A 25,948-nucleotide genomic window follows, 5' to 3' on the forward strand; every position below is an offset into this window, starting at 1 on the left:
CCTGTCGGCGCTCACCGGCGCCGGCCTCGACTCGGTGGCCAGCGGGCCTCTCGGCTCAGTGACCGCAGGCCCAGGAGGCCGAGGCGGTGGCCTCGGTCGCCTGGTTGCGCAACATCCGTACCGCGGCGGCCGGATCGTCCGTTCCGTACACCGCGGAACCGGCGACGAAGACATCGGCGCCGGCCTCCGCGCACCGCTCGATGGTGGTGGCCGAGACCCCGCCGTCGACCTGGAGCCACAGCTCAAGACCGTGCTTGGAGATCATCTCCCGGGTACGCCGGATCTTGGGCAGCATGATGTCCAGGAAGGCCTGGCCTCCGAAGCCCGGCTCCACCGTCATGATCAGCAGCATGTCCAGCTCGGGGAGCAGGTCCTCGTACGGCTCGATGGGCGTCGCGGGCTTCAGCGCCATGGACGCCTTGGCGCCCTTGGCCCGGATCTCCCGCGCGAGCCGTACGGGCGCCGCCGCGGCCTCCACATGGAAGGTCACGGAACCGGCGCCCGCCTCCACGTACTGCGGGGCCCAGCGGTCCGGGTCCTCGATCATCAGATGGCAGTCCAGCGGGGTGTCCGTCGCCCGTCCGAGCGCCTCGACCACCGGCACACCCAGAGTCAGATTGGGCACGAAGTGGTTGTCCATGACATCGACATGGAGCCAGTCCGCGCCGTCGACCGCCTTCGCCTCCTCGGCGAGTCGGGAGAAGTCGGCGGACAGGATGCTGGGGTTGATCTGAGCCATGTGCCAAGCCTGCCATGCTCGGGGCCACTTCCTGACCGTTCCTGACCGCCGAGCTGCTCTCGGTACGTACCAATGCCGCGCGGGAACGGAACAGTTCGTGCAATCCGCGCGTTTCCTTCGTGCGATCCGCGCGTTTTCACGGCCCTCGACTTGCCTGGGCGAGGGCCGGGCAACCCGGGGGCGGGAGTCAGGCGGTACGGCGCAGCAGCGCCAGATACATGGCGTCCGTACCGTGCAGATGCGGCCACAGCTGGACGTCCGGCCCGTCCCCCAGCGCCGGTACGCCCGGCATCAGCGGCCTGGCGTCGACCCATTCCGCCTCGACCGCCGGGCCGCCGCGTCCCTGGAGGACGTCCTCCACGACCACTCTGGTCTCGGCGAGGTGCGGCGAACAGGTCGCGTACCCGACGATGCCACCGATCCGTACGGCGTCGAACGCCTCGCGCAGCAGGCCTCGCTGAAGCGGCGCGAAGCCCTCCAGGTCCTCGGGCCGCCGCCGCCAGCGCGCCTCCGGCCTGCGCCGGAGCGCGCCGAGACCCGAGCAGGGGACGTCGACCAGGACCCGGTCGAAGGAGCCGGGGGCCCAGGGCGGCCGGGTGCCGTCGGCGGCGATCACCTGGTACGGGCCGGGGTTGCCGGCCAGCGCGCGTTCGACGAGCCGGGCCCGGTGCGGCTGCTTCTCGGCGGCGAGCAGGGAGGCGCCGCGTCCGGCGGCCAGCGCGGCCATCAGCGCCGCCTTGCCGCCGGGCCCCGCACATCCGTCGAGCCAGCGGGCGTCGGCCCCGTCGAGCGGCGCGTTGGCGACGGCGACCGCGACGAGCTGGCTGCCCTCGTCCTGGACTCCGGCCCGCCCGTCGCGTACGGCGTCGAGCGCGCCCGGTTCGCCGCCCTCGGCGAGCCGTACGGCATAGGGCGACCAGCGGCCCGGCAGACCGGAGTCCTCGCCCACGGCGTCCATCAGCTCATCGGTGGTGGAGCGGCCGGGGCGGGCGACCAGGGTGACCTCGGGCCGTTCGTTGTCGGCTTCGAGGAGGTCCTCGATACCGGCGCGGCCGCCGCCCAGCGCGTCCCAGAGCGCGGAGACCACCCAGCGGGGGTGCGAGTGGACGACCGCGAGATGGTCCTCGGCGTCCTCGTCGTACGGCGGAGCGACCCGTTCCACCCAGGTGTCCAGATCGTCCTGGGCGATCTTCCGCAGGACGGCGTTGACGAATCTGGCCCGTCCGTCGCCGAGCACCACCCGGGCCAGCTCCACACTCGCCGAAACCGCGGCGTGGGTCGGGATCCGCGTCCCCAGCAGCTGGTGCGCGCCGAGGGCGATCACATCGAGCACCGGCGGATCGACCTCGCGCAGTGGCCGGTCGATGCACGCCGAGATGATCGCGTCGTAGGTGCCCTGGCGGCGCAGCGTCCCGTACACCAGCTCGGTGGCGAGGGCGGCGTCCCGTGCCTCGAAGTCGCTGCTCTCGCGCGCCTTCTTGAGCAGCGGCGGCAGGACGAGATTCGCGTACGCGTCCCGCTCGTCGACGGCCCTGAGCGCCTCGAAGGCGAGGATCCGCACGGGATCCTTCTTGGGGCGGCGGTACGGCTTGGCGGGACGGCGACGGGCCTGCTCGTTCAAAGGTGCTCCGCGGTGAGAAGAGTCGTTCTTTCTCAGCCTACGTCCGCCGAGCCGAGCCGTTCGCCCGGGGCGATCCGCACCCCGCGGGCCCAGTCGGCGGCGCGCATCGGCTTCTTGCCCTGCGGCTGGACCCAGAGCAGCTCGACCTCGTGCGAACCGGTCCCGCCATAAACATTGTTCTTGCCGACGGCCAGCTCGCCGGGCGCCAGCTCCGTACGGTCGGGCAGCAGCGCCAGCTGGACCAGCTTGAGCCGCTCCCCGCGGAACACGGTCCAGGCACCGGGCGCCGGGGTGCAGGCGCGGACGACACGGTCGACGCGCAACGCGGGCGCCGCCCAGTCCACCTGCGCGTCCTCGACGTTGATCTTGGGTGCGAGGGAGATACCCTCGCTGGGCTGCGGTACGGGGAGCAGAGTGCCGTCCTCGATCCCGTCCATGGTCGCGGCGAGCAGCCCCGCGCCCGCGAAGGCCAGCCGGGTCAGCAGGTCGCCGCTGGTGTCGGTGGGCCGCACATGCTCGGTGAGGACCCCGTACACCGGACCGGAGTCCAGCCCTTCCTCGATCTGGAAGGTGGCCGCGCCGGTCATCTCGTCGCCCGCCATGACGGCGTGCTGGACGGGAGCGGCACCGCGCCAGGCGGGCAGCAGCGAGAAGTGCAGGTTCACCCAGCCACGGGCCGGCACGTCGAGGGCGACCTTCGGCAGCAGGGCACCGTACGCGACGACCGGACAGCAGTCCGGCCCGATCTCGCGCAGCCGCGCCAGGAAGTCCTCCTCGCGCGGCTTCGCCGGCTTGAGCACCTCGATACCGGCCTCCTCCGCGCGCTGGGCGACCGGACTCGCGACGAGCCTGCGACCACGCCCCGAGGGCGCGTCGGGCCGGGTCACGACGGCGACGACCTCATGCCGGTCGGAGGCGATCAGTGCGTCCAGGGCGGGTACGGCGACCTCGGGGGTGCCGGCGAAGACGAGCTTCATCGGTGACTGACTGCCTCTCGGACTGGTGGCGTGCTTCTCGGGCTGGTGACATCTCGGGCCGCTACGTGCGGTGATGCGGGTACGGCTGTGGTGCGGGGTACGGCTGTGGTGCGCGTACGGATTGTGGTGCACGTACGCGTTGTGATGCTCCTGCGCACGGTGATGCCGTGTGCGGTGATCAGGCAGCGCACCAGTCTATGGGGCGGCACCGCAGGGGGCGTACGACGGCCCGCGCGCCCCGCGCGGGTACGGATACGCCCCGCAGCGTGACCACAACGCCGGGTGGCGCGTTGTCAAGAGAGATTGACCAACACGGGCGCCATCGGTGCGGCCCGATCCCTTTCAACGCCGGTTCGAGAGGCTTGTTCATGGCCGACCACGCAACCCACGACGCACAAGCCCGGGCAAGTCTGCACCTGTTGGTGCGGGACATCGAGCGGGTACGGCGGCAGGTGGATGCGCTGCGCACCCTCACCGCCCAGTTGGGCAACGTCTACCGCCCCCGCCGATCGGGCCCGTCCACGGGCTTCGTCGTCTACGGCAGGGCCCCCGCTCCGACCGTACGCCTCGCACAGGAACTCCGGGACAGCGTCGAGACCCTGGTGACGGCGGCCGTGGACTTCGACCGCTCGCTGGGCTTCTCGTGGGACGCGGTGGGCTCGGCGCTGGGGGTCACCAAGCAGGCGGTGCACCGGCGTTACGGTACCCGGCGGGCCGCGCAGCAGCCCACGGCGGCCGATTCGGAACGCCCGCAGGACCGCCCGCACGACACCACCACGCCCCGCCCGTCCCTGTCCGCCATGCCCGGCGCCGTCCCGGCGGTCCCGGCCGCCCGGTCCATGCCGCCGCAGCCGACGGCGAACCCGCACTCCCTGCGCGAGGAACCCCGCCCGGGGGTCTTTCCGGGTCCGCGGGGCGGCTGACCGCTTCCCCGTCGGTACGAGGGCCGTTCCCACCCAACTGGACGGGGGCGGCCCACCGGTGGGAGGGAGGGACGGGCCCCTTGGCCGCTCGCTGATCCGGCCAAGATCCTCAGCACACTCCCAGCCGAATGCTCCTAGCCGATGTCCGGCGGGTCGATCCTCACCCGTACCGGATCGCCGCCGCCCCGGGCCAGCCGCCCCGCCTGCGCCGCCTTCAGCGCACCCGCCAGCGCCGCTCCGCTGCCCGGTGGAACCCGCAGCAGGGCCCGCTCCCAGCGCTCCCCCGGTGGTGGATCGCCCTGCCTGCGGGGTCTGCCCGGGTCCGTGACCGGTAGGGGTACGGGCCCCAACACCTCGGCGTCGCCCGGCAGTTCGGTGGCGGCCAGGAACGTACTCACCGCGTCCGCGCGGCCCATCACCGCCGCCATCCGGGACACCGGGGGGAATCCCAGCTCGGCCCGCTCGGCCAACTCGCGCTGGGCGTGGCCCACCGGATCCCAGCGCACCAGTGCCTGGACCGGCCGCAGAGTCGGCTCGGCGACTACCACCACCGTGCCGCCCTCGCTCTGTCCGCGCACCAGGGAGCCCGCCTGCATCCAGCGCCGCAGGGCCTCCTCCCCCGCGCGCAGGTCGGGGCGCCCGAGCATCGCCCAGCCGTCGAGCAGCAGCGCGGCCGCATAGCCGCCCTCGGCGACCGGCTCGGCCCCGGGGGTGCTGACGACGAGCGCGGGGCGGTCCGGCACGGAGTCGAGCACATGGTCCCCTCCCGACGTACGGACCGGGACGGCGGGGAAGGCCCGGCCCAGTTCCTCGGCCGTGCGCCGCGCCCCGACGATCTGTGCGCGCAGCCGGGTGTTCCCGCACTCCGCGCAGTGCCAGCTGTGCTCGCCGCGACCGCACCAGGCACAGTGCAGGTCGCGTTCGCGGGGCGCCTCCAGCGGTCCCGCGCAGTGGCGGCAGCGGGCCGGCGTACGGCAGCGCTCGCAGGCCAGCCGGGGCACATAGCCGCGCCGGGGCACCTGTACCAGCACCGGTCCGCTCTTCAGCCCCTCCCTGACGGCCTGCCAGGCCAGACTGGGCAGCCGGGCCACGCGCGCCGCCTCGTCCCGCGCCAGCTCGCCGTCGCCGACGGTACGTACCAGCGGCGCGGCCGTACGCACCTGCTCCCGGCCCGCGGCGAGCGGCAGCGCCCAGCCCGTCCCGACCAGCTGCGCCGCCTCGACCGTGCATCCCGTACTGCCCAGCAGGAAGGCGCACTTGTCGTGCGCGGCACGCAGCAGGAGCACCTCGCGGGCGTGCGGCTGGGGTGCGTGCAGCTCGCTGTGGCTGCCGTCGCCGTCGTCCCAGATGGCGAGGAGCCCCAGGTCCTGGACGGGCGCGAACATGGCCGCGCGGGTCCCGACGACCGCCCGCACCGCACCGCGCCGTACCGCGAGCCACTGCCGGTACCGCTTCTCGGGGCCCGCTTCCGCCGTGAGCAGCGCGTGCCGTCCCGCGCCCAGCAGCGCCGTGAGCGCGGTATCGACCCGCGCGGCGACCCGCCCGTCCGGTACGACGACGAGCGCGCCCCGCCCCGACGCCAGCGTCGCCGCCACCGCCGCTGCCAGCTCGCCCGCCCAGTACGGCCCGGGGAGGGCGGTCCACACGGCCCGCGGCGCCCCGCCCCCGGCGAGCGCGGCCAGGAACGCCGCCCCGTTCCCGTACCGCTCCCACGTCCCCACCTCGGGTGCGGGTGGGGGCGGCAGCGGCTCCGGAGAGGGCTTCGACTCCGCGCGCGCGTTCCTCGGCGGGACCGCGAGCTGCAAGACGTCCGCCAGGCTGCCCGCGTACCGGTCGGCGACGGCACGGGCGAGACCCAGCAGCTCGGCGCTGAGCACCGGCTCGGGCGACACCACGTCCGCCAGCGCGGCGAGCGGCCCCGCGTAGTCGGACTCGGCCCGCCGCTCGACAACGAACCCGTCGATCAGCCGCCCGCCCTCGCGCCTCCCGCCCCGCACCTGATGCGCCCCGGCCCCGAACCGCACCCGCACCCGCACCCCGGGCTGGGCCGCCTCGTCCAGCTCCTCCGGCACGGCGTAGTCGAAGAACTGGTCAAGATGCAGCACCCCCTTGTTCACCACCACCCGCGCCACCGGCAACTCCCCGGCCAGCGCGGCCCCCCGCCACGTCCTCGGCTTCGCCCGCGGCACCTTGGCCGTCCGCACGGTCTCCCGAATCAGCGCAAGCTGCTCAGGCCCGCCACCAGCGGGATCCTCGGGCTGCCTGTCATCGCTGCTCACAGCTTCATAACTACCAGACCGCACTGACACCCCGGCCACCCACCGGACTCCGGCGCATACGGAACGGCCCCGGACCGTCGTGCGGTCCGGGGCCGTTCCGTATGGCGATCGACGCGATCGGCGCCCTGAGTGAGACGCGATGCGTGGGAAGAACCGGGTGGCTCAGACCCCCGCGGCCTTGCGCAGCGCTTCCACGCGGTCCGTGCGCTCCCAGGTGAATTCCGGGAGCTCACGGCCGAAGTGGCCGTAAGCGGCCGTCTGGGCGTAGATCGGGCGGAGCAGGTCGAGGTCGCGGATGATCGCGGCCGGGCGGAGGTCGAAGACCTGGGCGATGGCCTGCTCGATCTTGTCGGTGTCGACCGTGGCGGTGCCGAAGGTCTCGACGAAGAGACCGACCGGCTCGGCCTTGCCGATCGCGTACGCGACCTGGACCTCGCAGCGCGAGGCCAGGCCCGCGGCCACGACGTTCTTGGCGACCCAGCGCATCGCGTACGCCGCCGAGCGGTCGACCTTCGACGGGTCCTTGCCGGAGAAGGCGCCGCCGCCGTGGCGGGCCATGCCGCCGTACGTGTCGATGATGATCTTGCGGCCGGTCAGACCCGCGTCGCCCATCGGGCCGCCGACCTCGAAGCGGCCGGTCGGGTTGACGAGCAGGCGGTAGCCCTCGGTCTCCAGCTTGATGCCCTCGTCGACGAGCTCCTTGAGGACGTGCTCGACGACGAACTCACGCACGTCGGGGGCGAGCAGCGAGTCCAGGTCGATGTCCGAGGCGTGCTGCGAGGACACGACGACCGTGTCGAGGCGGACGGCCTTGTCACCGTCGTACTCGATGGTGACCTGGGTCTTGCCGTCCGGGCGCAGGTACGGGATGGTCCCGTTCTTGCGGACCTCGGAGAGGCGGCGCGAGAGCCGGTGCGCCAGGTTGATCGGGAGGGGCATCAGCTCGGGCGTCTCGTCGCAGGCGTAGCCGAACATCAGGCCCTGGTCGCCGGCGCCCTGCTTGTCGAGCTCGTCCTCGTCGCCCTCGACGCGCTTCTCGTACGCCGTGTCGACGCCCTGCGCGATGTCGGGGGACTGCGCGCCGATGGACACCGAGACGCCACAGGAGGCGCCGTCGAAGCCCTTCTTCGAAGAGTCGTAACCGATCTCGAGGATCTTGTTCCGCACCAGCTGGGCGATGGGTGCGTAGGCCTTGGTGGTCACCTCACCGGCGACATGCACAAGTCCAGTGGTGATCAAGGTCTCGACGGCGACCCGGGAGGCCGGGTCCTCCTGAAGGAGCGCGTCAAGAATGGTGTCGCTGATCTGGTCAGCGATCTTGTCGGGGTGACCTTCGGTCACGGACTCCGAGGTGAACAGACGGCGGGACACATCGCTCCCTGTGGTTGCAGCGGCTGCTGGCTGATCATTGGCGGACCGGCGGGGGGCTGCAGCCCCGCGACGATCCTCGACCACTTTATCGGTCGTGCGCGGTGACGGGGCGAAGTGTCTCGATCTGTGGGAGTCCCGCCGCCCGCGGACCTGCATTATGCGATACGAGCATCCGCCCTGGCCAGAACCCACCCACGCCGAATAACAGCGAATGACGGCGATCGGCCCGGCGCCGGAGCGGCTGCTCCGAGGGACTGGGGCGGCTGCCCCGAGGCTCCGGAGCAGTCGCCCCAAGGGCAGCGGGACGGCCGTCCCGAGGAGACAGGGCGGCGGAGACCGGTGGAATGTACCGAAGGGGCGGACCAGGGCGTAACGAACTGTTCACACCAGGTCGGCCCGGTGTTCAAGACCCGCGCCGCGCGGATCGACCGTGCCGGTTGGGAATCGCACCGTGTGCACTCGTTCACGTGCCGGAGTCCGGGGCACCGAGTTCAGGTCCCGGGGGGCACGTATCCGGGTGCACGTCCCAGAGGTCACGTCTCCGGATTCACGTCTCCGAGCCTCGGCACCACCAGATCCCAGACGACATCCGCGAGCGCCTCCTTGGGCCCGTGCGCCACCGGCGTCTCGCCGCCGTCCGCCGTGAGCACGACCGCCTCGCTCTCCTCCTCGCCGAAGGTCTTCCGCTCCCCCACCTCGTTGACGACCAGGAGATCGCATCCCTTGCGCCGAAGCTTCTGCCGGCCGTTGGCGAGGACGTCGTCCGTCTCCGCCGCGAAGCCGACGACCACCTGCTCGGGGTGGGCCCGCTCGGCCGAGATCTCGGCGAGGATGTCCGGGTTGCGGACCAGTGCGACGGGCGCGGGCTCCTCGCCGTCCCGCTTCTTGATCTTGCCTTCCGCGTAGACCGCGGGCCGGAAGTCGGCGACCGCGGCCGCCATGACCACGGCGTCGGCCCGTGCCGCCGCCTTCAGCACGGCTTCACGCAGCTGTACGGCCGTCCCCACATGGACCACGTCGACGCCCGCGGGGTCCGTCATCCCCGTATTGGCCTCGATCAGGGTGACCCGCGCGCCCCGGGCCGCCGCCGTACGGGCCAGGGCGTACCCCTGCTTCCCGGAGGAGCGGTTTCCCAGATAGCGCACCGGGTCGAGCGGCTCGCGTGTGCCGCCCGCGCTGATCACGACCTGGCGGCCCGCCAGGTCCGGCCCGGCCGTACCGCGCGCCAGCACCCGGCGGCAGACCTCGAAGATCTCCGCCGGGTCCGGCAGCCGGCCCTTGCCGGTGTCGACGCCGGTGAGCCGGCCGACGGCGGGCTCGATGACAACGGCTCCCCGGCGGCGCAGCGTCGCGACGTTCTCCTGGGTGGCGGGGTGCTCCCACATCTCGGTGTGCATGGCCGGTGCGAAGAGGACCGGACAGCGGGCCGTGAGGAGCGTATTGGTGAGCAGGTCGTCGGCAAGTCCGTGCGCCGCCTTGGCGAGCAGGTCGGCGGTGGCGGGGGCGACGACGACCAGATCGGCGGACTGCCCGATCCGTACGTGCGGCACCTCGTGGACGTCGGTCCAGACCTCGGTGGAGACGGGGTGCCCGGAGAGCGCCGACCAGGTGGCCGCTCCGACGAACTGAAGCGCCGACGCGGTCGGTACGACCCGTACGTCATGGCCGGTCTCGGTCAGCCGTCGCAGCAGGTCGCACGCCTTGTACGCGGCGATCCCACCCGCGACCCCCAGCACGACCCTCGGCTTCTCCGGCTTCGGATTCTGAGACTTCTCCGACTTGTCCACCGCGTCTCCCCCTCGTACATCTCAGTACGTCTCTGTACGTCTCTGTACGTCTCGAATCGAACGTTTCGCACATCACCCATGACACACCACAGGCCCGGCAGTCGCGCTGCCAGGCCTGGATGAGGAACATACGCCCCGCCTACGTACGAACGCAGGCGCCGACGAGAGGAGCGCCTACTGGGCCGGGCCCTCGATGGCCTCGGAGGTCAGCAGACCCGCGTTGATCTCGCGCAGAGCGATCGAGAGCGGCTTCTCGTGAACGTGGGTGTCCACCAGCGGACCGACGTACTCGAGCAGGCCCTCACCGAGCTGCGAGTAGTACGCGTTGATCTGCCGCGCGCGCTTGGCCGCGTAGATCACGAGGCTGTACTTCGAGTCCGTGGCCTCGAGCAGCTCATCGATCGGGGGGTTGATGATGCCCTCGGGCGTGGTGATGGAAGAGGACACTCTCTGGCCTTCCGAAGAAAATTCAGGGAAAACTACGAAAACTACGAAAACTACGAAGACTGCGAACTACGGATCGCGGGATTCTGGATTCAGAAATAACCCACAAAAGATCATGCAACTGCCATCAAGGCTAGCAGCTCACGCGCGACGTCCTCGACCGAGGTGTTGACCAGGGTCGTATCGAACTCCGACTCGGCTGCCAGTTCCACCCGCGCGGCCTCCAGCCGGCGCTCGATCACCTCGGGTGATTCGGTGCCCCGGCCGGTGAGCCGGCGCACCAGCTCGTCCCAGCTCGGGGGCGCCAGGAAGACCAGCCTGGAATCGGACATCGATTCCTTGACCTGCCGGGCACCCTGGAGATCGATCTCCAGCAGCACGGGCTCGCCCGCCCCCAGGCGGTCGAGAACAGCCTGCCGCGGAGTGCCGTAGCGGTTGCCCGCGAACTCCGCCCATTCCAGCAGTTCACCGTTGGCGACCAGTTTGTCGAACTCGTCGTCGGTCACGAAGAAATACTGGACGCCGTGGCGCTCGCCGGGGCGCGGCTTTCTGGTGGTGGCCGACACCGAGAGCCATACCTCGGGGTGGACCTTGCGCATATGCGCGACGACCGTGCTCTTGCCGACCCCGGAGGGGCCGGAGAGCACGGTCAGCCGCGGTCGTACCTCTGCTGCCATGCAGCGATTATCCAGGTTCCCGGGAGTGCCCGGGAACGTCAGGCGCCGCTGCCGCCGAACTCGCGCTCCAGGGAGGCGATCTGGTTGGAGCCAAGGCCCCGCACACGCCGGCTCTCGGAGATCCCGAGCCGTTCCATGATCTGTTTGGCGCGGACCTTGCCCACGCCGGGCAGGGACTCGAGCAGGGCGGAGACCTTCATCTTCCCGATGACGTCGCTCTCCTGGCCCTGCTTGATGACGTCATGGAGGGAGGCGCCGGAGTGCTTGAGTCGATTCTTGACCTCGGCCCGCTCCCGGCGAGCCGCGGCGGCCTTTTCGAGCGCGGCTGCGCGCTGTTCAGGGGTAAGGGGCGGAAGAGCCACGCCTACGTCACCTCGGATGTCGATCTGTCGGATACGGACCGGTGAGGAACCTGAACGGCCCACACCAGGCGAGCAACGGGCAACGCACTGCACGTTGGCTCTCGACGGAGACTAGCGGCCAAGTCCGCCGGAGTCAGCGAGAACAGACGAAAAGTCCTGGTCAGCATCGCTGAGGGACGACATTTTGGTCATTTTGCCCAAGTTTTTGGACAGGAACCCAGCCATCGGTCCAATCTCCGGGGCCGAAACGCCTCTCCGAAAGCCTCGTGACGCGTCGGCGGACTCCCCGCGAAGCACCCCCGAAACCCTCCTGTCACATCGGCAAAAGCACCATGAAACCCCGCGAGACACCGCGAATGGCTCCCTACGCGCCGCCGACCGCCGTCCGCACCTCGTCCGCGAAGCGCTCCGCCGCCGCCCGGAGGGCACTGATGTCCGGACCGTGACGGAGAACACCCCGGCTGACGCTCGGAACCACGTTGCCGACCGCGTCGCCGAACACCCCGGGCAGATCGGCCGGGGTCGCGCCCTGCGCGCCGATGCCGGGGGCGAGCAGCGGCCCGTTGATCGCGAGATCCACGCCCGCGTCGCCGAGGGTGGCGCCGACGACCGCGCCGACCGGACCGAGCGGGGTGGCGCCCGCGTTCTCGGCGGCCATGTGGTCGAGCATCAGCTGGGCGAGCGACCGGCCGTCGGCCGCGGTGGCACGCTGCACCTCGGCGCCCTCCGGGTTGGAGGTGAGGGCCAGGACGAAGACACCCGAGCCGGAGGCGGCGGCCGCGTCGAGCGCGGGGCGCAGCGATCCGAAGCCGAGGTACGGGGAGAGCGTGACCGCGTCCGAGAACAGCGGCGAGTCCTGGTCCAGGTAGGTCGCCGCGTACGCGCCCATCGTCGAACCGATGTCGCCGCGCTTGGCGTCCATCAGGACCAGCGCCCCGGCCGCCCGCGCCTCTTCGACGGCCTTCTCCAGTACGGCGATGCCGCGCGACCCGAAGCGTTCGAAGAACGCCGACTGCGGTTTGAGTACGGCGACCCGGTCGGCCAGGGCCTCCACCGTCGTACGGGTGAAACGCTCCAGGCCCGCGAGGTCGTCGCCCAGGCCCCAGTCCGTGAGCAGCGAGCCGTGCGGGTCGATGCCCACGCAGAGCGGACCACGGGTGTCCATGGCGTGCCGCAGCCTGGCCCCGAAGGGTTCCTGAGGCTTCCTGGGCGTGGTCATGAGGTCACCTTCCGGGTGTCGGCGCCGACGGCCTCGGCGAGGGTGGCGTACGGACTCGTGCCGAGCCGGGCCGCGAGCCCCTTGTGGATCGCGCGGCTCCAGAACGGCCCCTCGTAGATGAAGGCGCTGTAGCCCTGGACCAGCGTGGCGCCGGCGAGGATGCGCTGCCAGGCGTCCTCGGCGTTCTCGATGCCGCCGACCCCGACCAGGGTGATCCGGTCGCCGACGCGCGCGTACAGCCGCCGCAGGACCTCCAGCGAGCGCGCTTTCAGGGGCGCGCCCGACAGTCCGCCGGTCTCGGCGGTCAGGGCCGGGTCCGACGCCAGGCCGAGACTCTCGCGGGCGATGGTGGTGTTGGTGGCGATGATGCCGTCCAGGCCCAGTTCGACGGCGAGGTCCGCGACGGCGTCGATGTCCTCGTCCGCGAGGTCGGGCGCGATCTTGACCAGGAGCGGTACGCGGCGGTCCGTGACGGTACGGCCGGCGGCTTCCCGTACGGCGGTCAGCAGCGGTCGCAGCTGGTCGACGGCCTGGAGGCTGCGCAGTCCCGGGGTGTTGGGCGAGCTGACATTGACCACGAGGTAGTCGGCGTGGCCGGCCAGCCGCTCCGTCGAGAGGACGTAGTCGCCGATCGCCTCGCTCTCCGGGACGACCTTGGTCTTGCCGATGTTGACGCCGACGGTCGTCCTGAAGACCGGCCTGCGGGCGCCCAGGCGGGCCGCGACGGACGCGGAGCCCTCGTTGTTGAACCCCATCCGGTTGATCAGCGCGCGGTCGGCCACGAGCCGGAAGAGCCGCGTCCTGGGGTTGCCGGGCTGCGGTTCGCCGGTGACCGTGCCGATCTCGATGTGGTCGAAGCCGAGCATGGACATGCCGTCGATGGCCACGGCGTTCTTGTCGAAGCCCGCGGCCAGGCCGAAGGGGCCGTGCATGCGCAGTCCGAACGCCTCGGTGCGCAGTTCCTCGTACCGGGGGGCGAGGACGGCGGCGGCGAAGGTACGCAGCACGGGGATACGGGCGGCGAGCCGGATCCACCGGAAGGCCAGGTGGTGGGCCTGCTCCGGATCCATCCGCCGGAAGACGAGCCTGAAGAAGATTCTGTACATGGAGTTGATTGCTTTCCTCATGAGAAGGGGGACACCGGTCTCGGTGTCCCCCTTCGGGCTTCGGCTGCTCAGTCCTCGCGGGCCGCGGTCAGATGTTCCGCGTGTTCCTGGAGGGAACGGACCCCGACCTCGCCGTGGTTGAGGGCGTCGATGCCCTGGACGGCGGCGGCCAGCGCCTGGACCGTCGTCAGGCACGGGACGCCGCGCGCCACGGCCGCCGTACGGATGTCGTAGCCGTCGAGGCGGCCGCCGGTGCCGTACGGAGTGTTGACGATCAGGTCGACCCCGCCGTCATGGATCAGCTGGACGATGGTCTTCTCGCCGTTCGGGCCCTCGCCCTCGCTGTTCTTCCGTACGTGCGTGGCGTTGATGCCGTTGCGCTTGAGGACCTCGGCGGTGCCGGAGGTGGCGAACAGCTCGAAGCCGTGGGCGACCAGCTCGCGCGCCGGGAAGATCATCGAACGCTTGTCACGGTTGGCCACCGAGATGAAGGCGCGGCCCTTGGTGGGCAGCGGGCCGTACGCCCCGGCCTGCGATTTGGCGTACGCCGTGCCGAAGGCCGAGTCGATGCCCATGACCTCACCGGTGGAGCGCATCTCCGGGCCGAGGACGGTGTCCACCCCGCGGCCGTGGATGTCGCGGAAGCGCGACCACGGCATCACGGCCTCCTTGACGGAGATCGGCGCGTCGAGCGGCAGGGTGCCGCCGTCGCCCCGGGCGGGCAGCAGGCCCTCGGCCCGCAGTTCGGCGACGGTGGCGCCCAGGGAGATCCGGGCCGCGGCCTTGGCGAGCGGTACGGCGGTCGCCTTGGAGGTGAAGGGGACCGTACGGGAGGCGCGGGGGTTGGCCTCCAGGACGTACAGGATGTCCCCGGCCATCGCGAACTGGATGTTGATCAGGCCGCGGACCCCGACGCCCTTGGCGATCGCCTCGGTCGAGGCGCGCAGCCGCTTGATGTCGAAGCCGCCCAGCGTGATGGGGGGCAGGGCGCACGCCGAGTCGCCGGAGTGGATACCGGCCTCCTCGATGTGCTCCATGACGCCGCCCAGGTACAGCTCCGTACCGTCGTAGAGCGCGTCCACGTCGATCTCGATCGCGTCGTCGAGGAAACGGTCCACCAGGACCGGCCGGCTGGGGCTGATCTCGGTGGACTCGGCGATGTACGCGGAGAGCCTGACCTCGTCGTAGACGATCTCCATACCGCGTCCGCCGAGGACGTACGACGGCCGTACGAGCACCGGGTAGCCGATCTCGTCGGCGATGGCCTTGGCCTCGGCGAAGGTGGTGGCGGTGCCGTGCTTGGGCGCGGGCAGACCGGCCTCGGCGAGGACGCGGCCGAAGGCGCCGCGGTCCTCGGCGGCGTGGATCGCCTCGGGGGGCGTGCCGACGACCGGTACGCCGTTGTCCTTGAGCGCCTGCGCGAGGCCCAGCGGGGTCTGCCCGCCGAGCTGCACGATGACGCCCGCGATCGGTCCCGCCAGGGTCTCGGCGTGCACGATCTCCAGGACGTCCTCCAGGGTGAGCGGCTCGAAGTAGAGCCGGTCGGAGGTGTCGTAGTCGGTGGAGACGGTCTCCGGGTTGCAGTTGACCATCACGGTCTCGTAGCCGGCGTCGCTGAGCGCGAAGGAGGCGTGGACGCAGGAGTAGTCGAACTCGATGCCCTGGCCGATCCGGTTGGGCCCCGAGCCGAGGATGATCACGGCGGGCTTCTCGCGCGGCGCGACCTCGCTCTCCTCGTCGTACGAGGAGTAGAAGTACGGCGTCTTCGCCGCGAACTCGGCGGCGCAGGTGTCGACCGTCTTGTAGACCGGGCGGATCCCCAGGGCGTGCCTGACCTCGCGGACGACGTCCTCGCGCAGCCCCCGGATGCCGCCGATCTGGGCGTCGGAGAAGCCGTGCCGCTTGGCCTCGGCGAGCAGGTCGGGCGAGAGCTCGGCGGCGCCGGCCAGCTCGTCCGCGTACTCCTTGATCAGGAACAGCTGGTCGACGAACCAGGGGTCGATCTTCGTCGCGTCGAAGACCTCCTGAGGGGTGGCCCCCGCCCGGATGGCCCGCATGACGGTGTTGATCCGGCCGTCGGTGGGGACAGCGGCGGTCGCCAGCAGCGCGTCCTTCTCGGCCGCACCGCCCGCCTCGCCGGTGAAGTCGAACTGGCTGCCCGCCTTCTCCAGCGAGCGCAGCGCCTTCTGGAGCGCCTCGGTGAAGTTGCGGCCGATGGCCATGGCCTCGCCCACCGACTTCATGGTGGTGGTGAGGCTGGCGTCGGCGGCCGGGAACTTCTCGAAGGCGAAGCGCGGCACCTTGACCACGACGTAGTCGAGCGTGGGCTCGAAGGACGCCGGTGTCTTCTCGGTGATGTCGTTGGGGATCTCGTCCAGCGTGTAGCCGACGGCGAGCCGGGCGGCGATCTTGGCGATCGGGAAGCCGGTGGCCTTGGAGGCGAGCGCGGAGGAGCGGGAGACCCGCGGGTTCATCTCGATGACGATGATCCGGCCGTCGTCGGGGTTGACGGCGAACTGGATGTTGCAGCCGCCGGTGTCGACGCCGACCTCGCGGATCACGGCGATGCCGATGTCCCGCAGGGTCTGGTACTCGCGGTCGGTGAGCGTCATCGAGGGAGCGACGGTGATCGAGTCACCGGTGTGCACGCCCATCGGGTCGAAGTTCTCGATGGAGCAGACGACCACGACGTTGTCGTGCTTGTCGCGCATCAGCTCCAGCTCGTACTCCTTCCAGCCGAGGATGGACTCCTCCAGGAGCACCTCGGTGGTCGGGGAGAGCATCAGGCCCTGGCCGGCGATCCGGCGCAGGTCCTCCTCGTTGTGCGCGAAGCCGGAGCCCGCGCCGCCCATGGTGAAGGAGGGCCGGACGACGACGGGGTAGCCGCCGAGCGTCTCGACCCCGGCCAGGATGTCGTCCATCGAGTGGCAGATGACCGAGCGCGCGGACTCGCCGTGGCCGATCTTGGCGTGGACGGCCCGGACGACCTCCTTGAAGAGGTCGCGGTCCTCGCCCTTGTTGATCGCCTCGACATTGGCGCCGATCAGTTCGACGCCGTACTTGTCGAGGGTGCCCGCGTCATGGAGCGAGATCGCGGTGTTGAGCGCGGTCTGGCCGCCCAGGGTGGGCAGCAGCGCGTCGGGGCGCTCCTTGGCGATGATCTTCTCGACGAAGTCGGGGGTGATCGGCTCGACGTAGGTGGCGTCGGCGATCTCCGGGTCCGTCATGATCGTGGCGGGGTTGGAGTTGACCAGGATGACGCGCAGGCCCTCGGACTTGAGGACGCGGCAGGCCTGGGTACCGGAATAGTCGAATTCAGCGGCCTGGCCGATGACGATCGGTCCTGAACCGATGACCAGGACGGACTGGATATCGGTGCGCTTAGGCACGCTGGGCCTCCATGAGCTCTACGAAGCGGTCGAACAGGTACGCGGCGTCGTGCGGGCCCGCGGCCGCCTCGGGGTGGTACTGGACGCTGAAGACCGGCCGGTCGAGCAGCCTGAGCCCTTCCACCACGTTGTCGTTGAGACAGACGTGGGAGACCTCGGCGCGGCCGTAGGGGGTGTCGGAGATCCGGTCGAGCGGGGCGTCGACGGCGAATCCGTGGTTGTGCGCGGTGACCTCGACCTTGCCGGTCGTACGGTCCTGCACGGGCTGGTTGATGCCCCGGTGGCCGTACTTCAGCTTGTACGTGCCGAAGCCGAGGGCCCGGCCCACGAGCTGGTTGCCGAAGCAGATGCCGAAGAGCGGGGTGCCGCGCTCCAGCACGCCCTTGACGACGGTGAGGTCGGCGGTGGCCGGGTCGCCGGGGCCGTTGGAGAGGAAGACTCCGTCGGGCCCGGCCGCGTACACCTCGTCGAGGGTGGCGGTGGCGGGCAGGACATGCACCTCGATGCCGCGCTCGGCCATCCGGTGCGGGGTCATTCCCTTGATGCCCAGGTCGAGCGCGGCGACGGTGAAGCGCTTCGGGCCGATCGCGGGGACGACGTACGCCTGCTCGGTGGCGACCTCGGCGGACAGGTCGGCGCCGGACATCTCGGGGGCCTGCCTGACACGTGTCAGCAGCGTGGCGTCGTCCGCGACCGCATCGCCGGAGAAGATGCCGACCCGCATCGCGCCACGCTCGCGCAGATGGCGGGTGAGCGCGCGGGTGTCGATGCCGCTGATGCCGACGACGCCCTGCGAGGACAGCTCGTCGTCCAGCGAACGCCGGGAGCGCCAGTTGGACGGCGTACGCGCGGGGTCGCGTACGACATAGCCGGAGACCCAGATCCGATGCGACTCGGCGTCCTCGTCGTTGACGCCGGTGTTGCCGATGTGCGGAGCGGTCATCACGACGACCTGGCGGTGGTACGACGGGTCGGTGAGGGTCTCCTGGTAGCCGCTCATACCGGTGGAGAACACGGCCTCGCCGAAGGTCTCCCCCACGGCCCCGTAGGCACGGCCGCGGAAGCTGCGGCCGTCCTCCAGGACCAGTACGGCGGGAGACGCCTTGTGCTGGGCGGTTCCCCGGGTGGAGGTGGTCATCGTGCGGGGCCTTCCGTCGTGGTCAATGGGGTCATGTCGTTGATGGCTCCGACCCAGGCGGTGTGCTCGGCGTGGCGGTCGGAGCGGAAACCGGAGTCGAGCAGCGTGTCTCCGTGCTGCCAGGTGACGATCAGCAGCCCGCCCTCGGCGAGGACCTTGCCGGCGATGCCCTTGTCGAGCCGGGCCTCGCGCAGCTGAGCGGCCGGGATGAAGAAGTCGTTCGCTCCGGGGCGTACGACCTCCAGGCCCGCGTCGGTGAGCGTCAGCTCCGCCTTACTGCGGGCACCCAGGCCATGGGCCACGATGCGGTCGAGCCACTGTCCGGCGGTCGTGGAGCCGTGGTAGCGGCCCGCCAAGCTCAGCCTGGCCTCGCCGGGCGCCTCGGGCGCGGTCGGCAGCTCGGGCAGGCCGGACTGGAGGGAGCCGCGCCACTTCCAGCCCTGGCGCATCAGCCAGTACACGAACGCGATGAACAGCAGCAGACCGACCACCCAGCCGATCCGGGCGGCCCAGTCGGTCACATCCGCCGATTTCTGCTCGGCGGCCAGGGGGAGGTAGAGCTTCGCACTTGTCACGCCAGAATCCCGTCGACGACCGTGGCACGGCCCCGCAGGAAGGTATGGGTCACGCGTCCCGGCAGCTCACGCCCCTCGTAGGGGGTGTTACGGCTGCGGGAGGCGAAGCCCGCGGGGTCCACGGCTCCACGGTATGCCGGATCGACCAGGGTCAGGTTGGCGGGCTCGCCTGCCGAGACGGGACGGCCATGGCCGTCGAGCCGGCCGATACGCGCCGGACGGAACGACATCCGGTCGGCGACGCCCGCCCAGTCCAGCAGCCCGGTGTCGACCATCGTGTCCTGGACGACCGAGAGCGCCGTCTCCAGGCCGACCATGCCCATGGCCGCCGCGGCCCACTCGCAGTCCTTGTCCTCGTGCGGGTGCGGCGCGTGGTCGGTGGCGACACAGTCGATCGTGCCGTCGGCCAGGGCCTCGCGCAGGGCCATCACATCGGCCTCGGTGCGCAGCGGCGGGTTCACCTTGTAGACGGGGTTGTACGACCGTACGAGTTCGTCCGTGAGCAGCAGGTGGTGCGGGGTGACCTCAGCAGTAACGTTCCAGCCCTTGGACTTCGCCCAGCGCACGAGCTCGACGGAACCGGCTGTGGAGAGGTGGCAGATGTGGACGCGCGAGCCGACGTGGGCGGCGAGGAGGACATCGCGGGCGATGATCGACTCCTCGGCGACGGCCGGCCAGCCGCCGAGACCCAGTTCGGCCGAGACGATGCCCTCGTTCATCTGGGCACCCTCGGTGAGCCGGGGCTCCTGGGCGTGCTGGGCGACGACTCCGTCGAACGCCTTCACGTACTCCAGCGCCCTGCGCATGATCACCGCGTCGTCCACGCACTTGCCGTCGTCGGAGAAGACGCGCACCTTCGCGGCTGAGTCGTGCATGGCGCCCAGCTCGGCGAGGTGCTTGCCCTCCAGGCCGACGGTGACGGCGCCGACGGGCTGTACGTCGCAGTAGCCGGACTCGCGGCCGAGCCGCCAGACCTGCTCGACCACACCGGCGGTGTCGGCCACCGGGAAGGTGTTGGCCATGGCGTGGACGGCGGTGAAGCCACCCACTGCGGCGGCCTTGGTGCCGGTCAGGACGGTCTCGGAGTCCTCGCGGCCGGGCTCGCGCAGATGGGTGTGCAGATCGACGAGACCGGGCAGCAGGACCTGGCCGGCGGCCTCCACGACGGTGGCGTCACCCGCCTCCAGGCCGGTGCCCACCGCCTCGATGACCTCCCCGTCGATCAGGACGTCCCGCACCTCGCCGCCGAGCACCTTCGCGCCCCGGATAAGGATCTTGCTCATGGTTACTTGTTCTCCTCGGTGCGGGCGGATTCGGTGCGCGCGGTTTCGGTGCGGCCGGTTTCGGTACGCGGGGCGGTGACGGCGGGCTCGTTGCCGCCCAGCAGCAGATAGAGCACGGCCATGCGGGTCGAGACGCCGTTGGCGACCTGCTCGACGGCCGTGCAGCGGTCGGAGTCGGCGACGTCGGCGGTGATCTCCATGCCCCGGTTCATCGGGCCGGGGTGCATCACGACGGAGTCCTCGGGCATCCGGCCCATACGGTCGCCGTTCAGCCCGTAGCGGCGGGAGTACTCGCGCTCGGTCGGGAAGAACGCGGCGTTCATCCGCTCGCGCTGGACCCGCAGCATCATCACGGCGTCGGACGTGGGCAGTACCCGGTCCAGGTCGTAGCTGACCTCGCACGGCCACCGCTCGACTCCGATCGGCACGAGCGTGGGCGGGGCCACCAGCGTGACCTGGGCCCCGAGCGTGTGCAACAGCAGGACGTTGGAGCGGGCGACCCGGCTGTGCAGTACGTCACCGACGATCGTGACGCGCCGTCCGTCGAGCCCGCGCCCGATGCCCGCGTCCGCGCCGACCAGGCGGCGCCGCAGCGTGAAGGCGTCGAGCAGGGCCTGGGTGGGGTGTTCGTGGGTGCCGTCACCGGCGTTGACGACGGCGCCGTCGATCCAGCCGGAGGTGGCGAGCCGGTAGGGGGCTCCGGAGGCGCCGTGCCGGATCACGACGGCGTCGGCGCCCATCGCCTCCAGGGTCAGCGCGGTGTCCTTGAGCGACTCGCCCTTGGAGACGGACGAACCCTTGGCGGAGAAGTTGATGACATCGGCCGAGAGCCGCTTGGCGGCGGCCTCGAAGGAGATCCGGGTCCGGGTCGAGTCCTCGAAGAAGAGATTCACGACGGTACGGCCGCGCAGCGTCGGCAGCTTCTTGATGGGCCGGTCGGCGACCCGCGCCATCTCCTCGGCGGTGTCGAGGATCAGCACGGCCTCGTCTCGGCTGAGATCGGCGGCGGAGATGAGGTGGCCGGGTGTGCGGGGGCTTGCCCCCGGGAGGCGCAGCATCTGGAGAGTGCTCCGGTGTGGTGAGGGTGCGGGCGTGCGGGCGCGCAGACGTGTCCGTACGGGCTCGGTGGCGTACGGACGTGCTCGCTACTGCTCGCCGGACGCGGCGGGCTGCTGGAGGCCGAGCAGCACGGTGTCCCGGCCGTCCTCCTCGGCGAGCTGGACCTTGACCGTCTCGCGCAGGGACGTGGGGAGGTTCTTGCCGACGTAGTCGGCGCGGATCGGCAGCTCGCGGTGGCCCCGGTCGACCAGGACGGCGAGCTGCACGGCCCGCGGGCGGCCGATGTCGCCGAGCGCGTCGAGGGCGGCCCGGATCGTACGGCCGGAGAAGAGCACGTCGTCCACGAGGACCACGAGACGTCCGTCGACGCCGTCGGCCGGGATGTCGGTACGGGCCAGCGCGCGGGCGGGCCGCAGGCGCAGGTCGTCGCGGTACATGGTGATGTCGAGAGAGCCGACCGGGATCGAGCGGCCGGTGATGTCCGCGAGTTTCCCGGCCAGCCTGCGGGCCAGGAAGACACCGCGGGTGGGAATGCCGAGCAGCACCACATCGTCGGCGCCCTTGGCGCGTTCGACGATCTCGTGCGCGATACGGGTCAGAACCCGCGCGATGTCGGGAGCCTCCAGAACGGGGCGTGCCGCGTCGGAGCCGGCTGCCGAACGGTCGAGGCTGCCTGCGTTACCTGTGTCCATACGAAACGGACCTCCTTCTCCGCCTCACGGGACGGATCTTAAAGGACGTCGAGATTACGCCGCCCAGGCTAGCAGGGGCTCACCGGACCGCTTGCCACCGCCCTTGCCGGAAGGCCGAACGGCGGCGGTCCCGGCGGGGCCGCGGCATCCGTACGGAGGCGGCATGGAGGCGGTATGGAGGCGCTGTGGGAAGCCGTCCCGGCCACGGTCCGACCCCCTCGGCTTGACGCATCCACGTAACGCTGCGTAACCTCACAGTGAGTTACCAGACTTCGTCCGGGGAGCTATATGTCCAGCGAATACGCAAAGCAGCTCGGGGCCAAACTCCGCGCCATCCGCACCCAGCAGGGCCTCTCGCTCCATGGCGTGGAGGAGAAGTCCCAAGGGCGTTGGAAGGCCGTGGTGGTCGGTTCGTACGAGCGCGGCGACCGTGCGGTCACGGTGCAGCGCCTCGCCGAGCTGGCGGACTTCTACGGGGTCCCCGTGCAGGAGCTCCTTCCCGGCACGACGCCCGGCGGAGCCGCCGAGCCGCCGCCGAAGCTCGTCCTCGACCTGGAGCGGCTGGCCCATGTGCCGCAGGAGAAGGCGGGCCCCCTCCAGCGTTATGCGGCGACGATCCAGAGCCAGCGCGGCGACTACAACGGCAAGGTGCTGTCGATCCGCCAGGACGACCTGCGCACCCTGGCCGTCATCTACGACCAGTCGCCGTCGGTCCTGACCGAACAGCTGATCAGCTGGGGCGTCCTGGACGCGGACGCCCGCCGTGCGGTCTCGCACGACGAGGGCTGAGCAGGGCCCGGCAGCACAGAGGACCAAGCAGAAACGTCACCTCGGAGGGTGGACCCGTCGCACACGGGTTCACCCTCCGCTGCGTTCACCCCAGGCCGTCGGCGCTGGGTGAACGCGCCGGAACGCGCCAGGCCCGAGGCAGAAGACCATTCGTCTTCTGCCTCGGGCCTGGCGAGCCGAGCGTCGGCCGGAGCCGGGCCTCGGGAGCCTGAGGGGCCCACTGCGGGCCCCTGGGATGTCAGCCGCGGCGCAGACTCGGCTTGAGGTCCTTGAACCGGCCGAGCATGCCGTTCACGAAGGACGGGGAGTCGTCGGTGGAGAACTCCTTGGCGAGCTGAACGGCCTCGTCGATCACCACGGCGTCCGGGGTCTCGTCCACCCACACCAGCTCGTACGCGCCGAGCCGCACGATGTTCCGGTCGACGACCGGCATGCGGTCGAGCGTCCAGCCCACCGAGTAGGTGGTGATGAGGTCGTCGATCCGGTCCGCGTACTCCGCGTACCCCTCGACCAGCTCCATGGTGAACTCACCGACAGGCGGCTGACGGTCGTCGGACCGGGCATGCCTTATCCAGTCCGCGAGGACCGTCTGCACGGACGCCCCGCGCTGGTCGGCCTCGAAGAGAATCTGGAAGGCGCGCTTGCGGGCCTTGTTCCGGGCAGCCACGGTTAGCTGTTCACCCGGCCGAGGTACTCGCCGGAGCGGGTGTCGACCTTGATCTTCTCACCGGTGGTGATGAAGAGCGGGACACCGATCTCGTAACCGGTCTCCAGCGTGGCCGGCTTGGAGCCACCGGTCGAGCGGTCGCCCTGGACGCCCGGGTCGGTGTGCTGGATGACCAGCTCCACGGCGGCGGGCAGCTCGACGTAGAGAACCTCGCCCTCGTGGGTGGCGACGCTGGCCGTGAAGCCCTCGATCAGGTAGTTGGCGGCGTCACCGACGGCCTTGCGGTCGACCATGAGCTGGTCGTACGTCTGCATGTCCATGAAGACGTAGTACTCGCCGTCCATGTACGAGAACTGCATGTCGCGGCGGTCAACGGTGGCCGTCTCGACCTTCACGCCGGCGTTGAAGGTCTTGTCGACCACCTTGCCGGAGAGCACGTTCTTCAGCTTGGTGCGCACAAAGGCCGGGCCCTTGCCGGGCTTGACGTGCTGGAACTCGACGACGGACCAGAGCTGGCCCCCGTCGAGCTTGAGCACCAGGCCGTTCTTGAGGTCGTTCGTGGAAGCCACGGTTGCGGAATCTCCTGGACTGAAGCTGGTGGACGACCGAGGGTACGCGCCGATTCCTGTGGGACAGGATCTAGAGCGCGAGCAGTTCCTTGGTCGTGATGGTGAGTAGCTCGGGTCCGCCGTCCGCCTCGGGGCGGACGACGAGCGTGTCATCGATCCGGACACCGCCCCGGCCCGGGAGGTGGACCCCCGGTCCGACGGTGACCGGCACACAAGCGTCCAGTTTACCCATGGCCGCGGGGGCGAGCTGCGGGTCCTCGTCGATTTCGAGTCCGACACCGTGTCCCGTACGGGGTGCGAGCCCTTCGGCGTACCCCGCGGCCTCCAGCGGCTGCCGGGTCGCGCGGTCCACGTCGCGGTACCCGGCGCCCGGCACGAGCGCCTCCCGACCTGCCCGTTGTGCCGCGAAGACCAGTTCGTACAGCTCGATCTGCCAGTCCGACGGCGAGGTCCCGATGACGAACGTACGGCCGATGAGACACCGGTATCCGCGATAGTCGGCACCGAGACCGACGGAGAGGAAATCGCCTTCCTCGACCCGCCGGTCCGACGGCTGGTGCCCGCGGCGTCCCGCGTTGGGCCCGGTGGCGACGACGGTCGGGAAGGCGGGGCCGCCCGCGCCGTGGTCGACGAGCCGGCGTTCCAGCTCCAGCGCGAGATGCCGTTCGGTCCGGCCGACCAGGATCGATTCCAGCAGTTCGCCCAGCGCCTGGTCGGCGATCTCGGCCGCGATCCGCAGACAGCCGATCTCCTCCTCGTCCTTGACGATCCGCTGCTGCTCCACGGCGCACCCCAGGTCCCGCAGACGCAGCCGGGGCGCGACCGAGCCGATGGCCCGGTGCCGGGCGACGGTCAGATGGTGCTCCTCGACGGCGAGCGACTCGGCGGCCGACGGGGCGAGGACACCGGCGGCGGCGACCGCGGGGTCGCCCGTGGTACTGGACAGCACGGTCACCCGCAGCTGTTCGTCGAGCCGTTCGCCGTCGGTGTCGCCCATGGGCGTACGGAGGCAGAGCAGCGTGTCCTCGTCGGGACCGAGCAGCAGTACGGCGCCGGGCGGAGCGCCTCCGGCGAGGTAGCGGACGTTGGCGGGGCGGGAGACCAGGGCCGCCGCATCGCCCGCCGCGGAGCACCGGTCGCGCAGCCTCGCGCGGCGGGCCGCATACACGTCTGACATGAACCGATCGTATGAGCGGCGGAGTCACCCGGCCGGTTCAGCGCGTCCGACCGGGGTGTGCGCGCGGGCCGCCGAACAGCGCGCCCAGGGGGCGCGCAGGACAACGGCCGGGCGGTGATTACCAGCTCGGCGGGCTCGCGAGGGCGCGGGCCAGTACCTCGTCGAGCACCCGGGCGGTGGTCTCCACGTCGTACTTGGAATTGTCGATAATCGGCAGCCCCGAGCCGTACCAGCCGGCCATCCGGCCGTGGATACTGGCCACTTCCTCGTCGGAGAGCCGGCGGTTGCCGCTGCGCTCGGCGTTGCGCTCCAGCACGATCTCCAGCCCCGGCAGCAGCACGACCGGCAGCAGGCCGGGGCCGACATGGCGCTTCCAGCCGCCGAGCCCGACGACCGGGCGGTCGGGGAAGACGGCGTCGTCCAGGATGCAGGAGATGCCGTTGGCCAGGAAGTTCCGCGCGGAGAAGCCACAGGTGCGGCGGGCCAGCCGGTACTGGGCCTCGGAGTGTTCGTTCCACCCGGTCTGCGGGTCCGCGAACCCGGAGCAGACCCATTCGCGGACGTCGTCCAGACTGATGTGCGCGGTGGGCACACACCGGCTCTGCGCCCAGTGGCGGGCCACGGTCGTCTTCCCGGCGCCCGCCGGGCCGATCAGCAGGACGGCGAGCGTCGCCGCGCCGGTGCCCCCTTCGGCAGGAGGCGGGGCGGGTATGGGAACCGGGCCGCCGGGCGGCAGTTGGATGTGCCCGGTGGAATCCCCGGGCGGCGGCCCGGACGGCGGCCCCGGCGGCGGCACGGGCGCGTGCCGGGGCGCGGACCCCGGGTGAGGCGGCCCGGCGGCGGGATGCGGCACCGGGTGCGGCCCGGGAGGAGGCTGGTGCGAACCCGGCGGCTGGTGCTGAGACGGTCCTGGAGACCGGTACGGAGGCGGCCCGGAAGGCTGGTGCTGCGGCGGCCCAGAGGGCTGGTGCGGTCCAGGGGCCGGATGAGACCCGGGACCGGGCCCCTGCGAATGCCCCTGGGCAGGCCCGTGTTGGGGCCCGTGACCAGGTCCTTGTCCGGGATGCCGGCCTTGCGCCGGATACGATCCGGTCCAGATCGGGGC

The 25,948-nt window shown here is 71.0% G+C and carries 23 protein-coding genes; 2 read left to right on the plus strand and 21 right to left on the minus strand.

The features are described from left to right. Positions 1-55 precede the first annotated feature (55 nt). From rpe to fmt, 3 genes are all read right to left on the minus strand, one after another. The gene (rpe, locus tag ACIQD6_RS16805) at positions 56-739 is read right to left on the minus strand and encodes a ribulose-phosphate 3-epimerase (protein WP_401883089.1); all 684 of its coding nucleotides are present in this window, start codon (positions 737-739) and stop codon (positions 56-58) included. Between the two features lie 187 nt (positions 740-926). Then, positions 927-2,360 (minus strand): RsmB/NOP family class I SAM-dependent RNA methyltransferase, encoded by a 1,434-nt coding sequence (locus ACIQD6_RS16810; RefSeq protein WP_401883092.1) that lies wholly within the window; start codon positions 2,358-2,360, stop codon positions 927-929. Positions 2,361-2,392: 32 nt separating this feature from the next. Continuing rightward, positions 2,393-3,337 (minus strand): methionyl-tRNA formyltransferase, encoded by a 945-nt coding sequence (gene fmt / locus ACIQD6_RS16815; RefSeq protein WP_401883095.1) that lies wholly within the window; start codon positions 3,335-3,337, stop codon positions 2,393-2,395. Positions 3,338-3,705: 368 nt separating this feature from the next. On the opposite strand from fmt, the gene ACIQD6_RS16820 reads away from it, so the two are divergent. Beyond that, positions 3,706-4,260 carry a hypothetical protein gene (locus ACIQD6_RS16820; protein ID WP_401883098.1) on the plus strand — a complete coding sequence of 185 codons (555 nt, stop codon included), beginning with the start codon at positions 3,706-3,708 and terminating at the stop codon, positions 4,258-4,260. A gap of 134 nt (positions 4,261-4,394) precedes the next feature. On the opposite strand, the gene ACIQD6_RS16825 is transcribed toward ACIQD6_RS16820, so the two are convergent. The 14 genes from ACIQD6_RS16825 to pyrR all read right to left on the minus strand — a co-directional run bounded on the left by ACIQD6_RS16825 (position 4,395) and on the right by pyrR (position 21,641). Next, positions 4,395-6,539 carry a primosomal protein N' gene (locus ACIQD6_RS16825; protein ID WP_401883101.1) on the minus strand — a complete coding sequence of 715 codons (2,145 nt, stop codon included), beginning with the start codon at positions 6,537-6,539 and terminating at the stop codon, positions 4,395-4,397. A 162-nt stretch (positions 6,540-6,701) separates the two neighbouring features. After that, complete coding sequence (gene metK / locus ACIQD6_RS16830; RefSeq protein WP_401883103.1) at positions 6,702-7,910, minus strand: methionine adenosyltransferase; 1,209 nt, start codon at positions 7,908-7,910, stop codon at positions 6,702-6,704. A gap of 533 nt (positions 7,911-8,443) precedes the next feature. Continuing rightward, a complete protein-coding gene (gene coaBC / locus ACIQD6_RS16835; protein WP_401883105.1) occupies positions 8,444-9,697 on the minus strand; it encodes a bifunctional phosphopantothenoylcysteine decarboxylase/phosphopantothenate--cysteine ligase CoaBC in 1,254 nt (417 codons plus the stop codon). A gap of 174 nt (positions 9,698-9,871) precedes the next feature. Next, entirely contained in the window at positions 9,872-10,144 is a 273-nt protein-coding gene (gene rpoZ / locus ACIQD6_RS16840; RefSeq protein ID WP_003970369.1) for a DNA-directed RNA polymerase subunit omega, read from the minus strand. Positions 10,145-10,254: 110 nt separating this feature from the next. Then, a complete protein-coding gene (gene gmk / locus ACIQD6_RS16845) occupies positions 10,255-10,818 on the minus strand; it encodes a guanylate kinase (RefSeq protein ID WP_401883107.1) in 564 nt (187 codons plus the stop codon). 38 nt (positions 10,819-10,856) lie between these two features. Next, positions 10,857-11,180 (minus strand): integration host factor, encoded by a 324-nt coding sequence (locus ACIQD6_RS16850; protein WP_401883108.1) that lies wholly within the window; start codon positions 11,178-11,180, stop codon positions 10,857-10,859. 364 nt (positions 11,181-11,544) lie between these two features. Continuing rightward, a complete protein-coding gene (gene pyrF / locus ACIQD6_RS16855; RefSeq protein WP_401883111.1) occupies positions 11,545-12,399 on the minus strand; it encodes an orotidine-5'-phosphate decarboxylase in 855 nt (284 codons plus the stop codon). Continuing rightward, positions 12,396-13,505: a quinone-dependent dihydroorotate dehydrogenase gene (locus tag ACIQD6_RS16860; RefSeq protein ID WP_401883114.1), complete on the minus strand. Its 1,110-nt coding sequence runs from the start codon at positions 13,503-13,505 to the stop codon at positions 12,396-12,398. Before ACIQD6_RS16860 ends, pyrF begins: the two co-directional genes overlap by 4 nt. A 68-nt stretch (positions 13,506-13,573) precedes the next feature. After that, positions 13,574-16,894: a carbamoyl-phosphate synthase large subunit gene (gene carB, locus ACIQD6_RS16865; RefSeq protein WP_401883117.1), complete on the minus strand. Its 3,321-nt coding sequence runs from the start codon at positions 16,892-16,894 to the stop codon at positions 13,574-13,576. Further along, positions 16,887-18,032, minus strand: coding sequence for a glutamine-hydrolyzing carbamoyl-phosphate synthase small subunit (gene carA, locus ACIQD6_RS16870; RefSeq protein WP_401883120.1), 1,146 nt, complete (start codon positions 18,030-18,032; stop codon positions 16,887-16,889). Before carA ends, carB begins: the two co-directional genes overlap by 8 nt. Beyond that, a complete protein-coding gene (locus ACIQD6_RS16875; RefSeq protein WP_401883123.1) occupies positions 18,029-18,607 on the minus strand; it encodes a hypothetical protein in 579 nt (192 codons plus the stop codon). The genes carA and ACIQD6_RS16875 overlap by 4 nt, the downstream gene beginning before the upstream one ends. Further along, positions 18,604-19,890 (minus strand): dihydroorotase, encoded by a 1,287-nt coding sequence (locus ACIQD6_RS16880; RefSeq protein ID WP_401883124.1) that lies wholly within the window; start codon positions 19,888-19,890, stop codon positions 18,604-18,606. Before ACIQD6_RS16880 ends, ACIQD6_RS16875 begins: the two co-directional genes overlap by 4 nt. Positions 19,891-19,892: 2 nt before the next feature. Continuing rightward, complete coding sequence (locus tag ACIQD6_RS16885) at positions 19,893-20,948, minus strand: aspartate carbamoyltransferase catalytic subunit (RefSeq protein WP_401883126.1); 1,056 nt, start codon at positions 20,946-20,948, stop codon at positions 19,893-19,895. Positions 20,949-21,035: 87 nt separating this feature from the next. Then, positions 21,036-21,641 carry a bifunctional pyr operon transcriptional regulator/uracil phosphoribosyltransferase PyrR gene (gene pyrR / locus ACIQD6_RS16890; RefSeq protein ID WP_401883128.1) on the minus strand — a complete coding sequence of 202 codons (606 nt, stop codon included), beginning with the start codon at positions 21,639-21,641 and terminating at the stop codon, positions 21,036-21,038. 288 nt (positions 21,642-21,929) lie between these two features. Between pyrR and bldD the strand changes: the two genes are divergently transcribed. Further along, complete coding sequence (gene bldD / locus ACIQD6_RS16895) at positions 21,930-22,430, plus strand: transcriptional regulator BldD (protein WP_401883130.1); 501 nt, start codon at positions 21,930-21,932, stop codon at positions 22,428-22,430. Between the two features lie 238 nt (positions 22,431-22,668). On the opposite strand, the gene nusB is transcribed toward bldD, so the two are convergent. From nusB to ACIQD6_RS16915, 4 genes are all read right to left on the minus strand, one after another. Beyond that, the gene (gene nusB, locus ACIQD6_RS16900; protein ID WP_401883132.1) at positions 22,669-23,097 is read right to left on the minus strand and encodes a transcription antitermination factor NusB; all 429 of its coding nucleotides are present in this window, start codon (positions 23,095-23,097) and stop codon (positions 22,669-22,671) included. Between the two features lie 2 nt (positions 23,098-23,099). Then, positions 23,100-23,666, minus strand: a complete 567-nt coding sequence (gene efp, locus ACIQD6_RS16905; protein WP_384189986.1) for an elongation factor P — start codon at positions 23,664-23,666, stop codon at positions 23,100-23,102. A gap of 70 nt (positions 23,667-23,736) precedes the next feature. Further along, positions 23,737-24,843 (minus strand): M24 family metallopeptidase, encoded by a 1,107-nt coding sequence (locus ACIQD6_RS16910; RefSeq protein WP_401883135.1) that lies wholly within the window; start codon positions 24,841-24,843, stop codon positions 23,737-23,739. A gap of 118 nt (positions 24,844-24,961) precedes the next feature. After that, positions 24,962-25,942, minus strand: coding sequence for an AAA family ATPase (locus ACIQD6_RS16915; protein WP_401883784.1), 981 nt, complete (start codon positions 25,940-25,942; stop codon positions 24,962-24,964). Between the last annotated feature and the right edge of the window lie 6 nt (positions 25,943-25,948).

It is taken from the genome of Streptomyces sp. NPDC088400, from assembly GCF_044753355.1.
Taxonomy (GTDB): Bacteria; Actinomycetota; Actinomycetes; order Streptomycetales; family Streptomycetaceae; genus Streptomyces.